This window comes from Ideonella sp. P3_A4, from assembly GCF_056403075.1.
On the sequence record NZ_JBFUGE010000755.1, the window covers coordinates 1 to 2,620 of the forward strand.

The following is a 2,620-nucleotide window of genomic DNA, read 5'->3' on the forward strand; positions in this document are numbered from 1 at the left end:
CGACAGCGACGGGCACTCGACGTTGGGAAGCAGCACCTTGATCGCGCGGCCGGAGACACTGCCTTCGCCCAGATAGGGCGTGCCTTTGAAATACACCGTGACGTAGAAATGGTCTGACTGGCGAGGGTCGAAGGTGACGCCCCAGAGGTTCAGGTCCAACGCGGTCACCGGTTGGCCTTTCCATGAGACCGACCACTTCTGGATGTCCTGCGCGGTCGCGCCGTTGGCACGCCTGGAAATGATGGTTTCGGTCGAGAACTGCGTGCCGCCAACGCCCAGGTAGCTGTGGCCCGACGTGAACGTGGTGGTGGCCAGGTACTGGCCATCGGCCGAGATCCTTGCGCGGCTGGGCATGTTGCCCACGGGGCGCTCGAAGGACGCGAGCTGCGCCATGGCTGGCGAGTAGAGGTACGTCGTGTTGGGCGTGAACTTGCCGGGTGAGCCGGGCCGCGACTGGGTCAGGCACATCAGCTCGCCGCTGTTGGCCACATGGATGCGGTTGCAGCCCAGGTTCAGCGGTGTGCGGCTGACGGGGCGAAGGGACTTGTCCAGCGTGAGCCGTTCGACCGGGTTGTAGCGGCTCGGGTCGCTGGGGCGCACGACATAAGCAACCGATGGCTCGGTGGGTTGTGCGCCGGCCTGCGTCCACGCGATGGACAGCAGCGCGATGAACATGACTGAAGAGGTTTTGGTGGCGTTCAGCATGACACCATTTTCGAGGCGTCGAACCGCCGCAGGCGCAGCGCGGCAACCACGACTGACAACAAGAGGCCGGCCGCAAAAATCAGCGTGGCCATCGTGACATCCAGGTGCGTCCACAGCGCCCCGAACAGCAGCGAGGACAGGAACTTGGCGGCCCCAATGGCCGTGGCCAGCAGCGCCAGGCCCCGGGCACGCACCGCCGGCGCCAGCGCCCCCGCTGCGGCGGCGACGATGACCCCATCGGTGGCGGCGTAGTAGACGCCGATCATGAAGACCATCGCGACCGCGACCGGCGTCGTGGCAACGCCGCCGCAGGCCCAGGCGAGATAGGTCGCAGCCAGGCAGACGTTGCCGGCCAGGTAGACCTTGACGGTGCCCACGCGGTCTGCCAGCCGCCCCAGCGGCGCCGCCGCCAGCAGGAAGCCCAGCGCCGACACCACCGACAGCAGCGGGAAGAACTCGGGCGACAGCCCCACGCCGCGCTGGATCGACGCATAGAGCAGGCCATCGCTGATCGAAAACAGAGAAGTTGCCGCCACCAGCATCAGTGCCTTGACGAACCACGGTGACCGCAAGAGCGCCAGCATGCCGTGTTCGGGCGCAGGGGCTGCTGCCAGTTGATGGCGGCAGGCGGCCGTGGCACGCCAGAACACCACCATCCCGGGCAAGGCCACGACCGCCGAGACCAGGAACACGACCTCGTAGCGCATTGGCAAGAGCCAGAGCAGCGCCCCTGCCAGCAGCGGGCCCAACAGCGCGCCCGCCGCATCGAGCCGACGGTGCACGCCAAAGGCCAGGCCCAGGTGATCTCGGGGCACGCTCTGCGCGATCAGCGCATCCCGCGGTGCCGTGCGAATGCCCTTGCCGATGCGATCAGCCAGCAGCGCAGACATGGCACCCAGCAAGCCCGTCATCAGCCCCGGGATGGCGCAAGAGGCCAGCAGCAGCCGCGACAGCGCCGACAACCCATAGCCCCAGAGCGCGACGCGGCGAGCGCCGAAACGGCCGTCCGCCAACACGGCGGCGGCGAGCCGCACGAGGGCGGCCCCGCCTTGATAGATGCCATCGAGCAAGCCGACCAGCAACGGCGACAACTGCAGCACGCCGAACAGATACATCGGCAAGATGCTGACCACCATCTCGGCCGACACATCGGCCAGCATGCTGGACACGCCGATCCCGTAGACGATGGGCGGCACGACGAATGCGCGGTCGGCGGCACCTTCGAGTGACTTCGCCCGTGCGGGCAGTTGGAATTGGTACATCGGTGCGCCGTCTGGCCTCCTTCGAATCAGAACAACGGCCCGCACGGCACGGTGCCGCGGCGCAGCGCATGGCCGCCCTTCTTGGAGTCGTCGGCCCAGAAGAAGCTCTTCAACTGGTTGGCGCATTCCGACTCGGGCGCTATCGCGATGCCTTCGTTGTTGGTGTTGGGCATCGACTTCGGCCGGTTGTAGCCCTTGCGCACCACGAACTTGCCCTTGGTCGGCGAGCCCGCCTTCGTATCGATCGCCAACAGGTTGGATCGGTTGTCGCAACCGTCGTCGCAATAGGCCCACAAGATGCCGTTGTCGCGGTCGAACGAGAGATCCATGATCTCTTGGTGTCCGCTCGCGAAGCTGGCGATGCGCACGTAGCTCGAACCGTTCTGGTTCAGCGCATAGGCATAGACTTGGCCGTTGTATTCAAGGCCGACCAGGAACAGCCCGGTCCCGTGTCCGCTGTAGTTGGCAGGGTCGTAGGGCTGGTGGGTGTTGTCGTCGATGAAGCCTTGGGACACCAGGTGAGTGTCAGGGACCCACGCGATCCCTTCGAGGCCGAGGTTGGTCTCGTTGACCTTCGGCAAGTCGGCGGTGAGATTCCATTCGTGGGTGGCCTTCAACGTGGTGCCGGCGGCGCTGGTGTCGTAGCGCAGCAC

General features: G+C 66.1%; 3 protein-coding genes. All 3 read right to left on the reverse strand.

From position 1 onward, the window contains the following. A partial coding sequence (locus AC1DYI_RS32240) for a hypothetical protein (RefSeq protein ID WP_477208191.1) occupies window positions 1–705 on the reverse strand: 705 nt, incomplete at its 3' end. After that, the gene (locus AC1DYI_RS32245) at window positions 699–1,967 is read right to left on the reverse strand and encodes an MFS transporter (protein WP_477208192.1); all 1,269 of its coding nucleotides are present in this window, start codon (window positions 1,965–1,967) and stop codon (window positions 699–701) included. The genes AC1DYI_RS32240 and AC1DYI_RS32245, both read right to left, overlap by 7 nt. Window positions 1,968–1,993: 26 nt before the next feature. Continuing rightward, the coding region (locus AC1DYI_RS32250; protein WP_477208193.1) for a hypothetical protein at window positions 1,994–2,620 on the reverse strand (627 nt) is incomplete at its 5' end.

Coding starts and splice junctions, on each gene's coding strand:
- AC1DYI_RS32245 (WP_477208192.1), bottom strand. CDS start 1,967: ATGTACCAATTCCAACTGCCCGCACGGGCGAAGTCACTCGAAGGTGCC.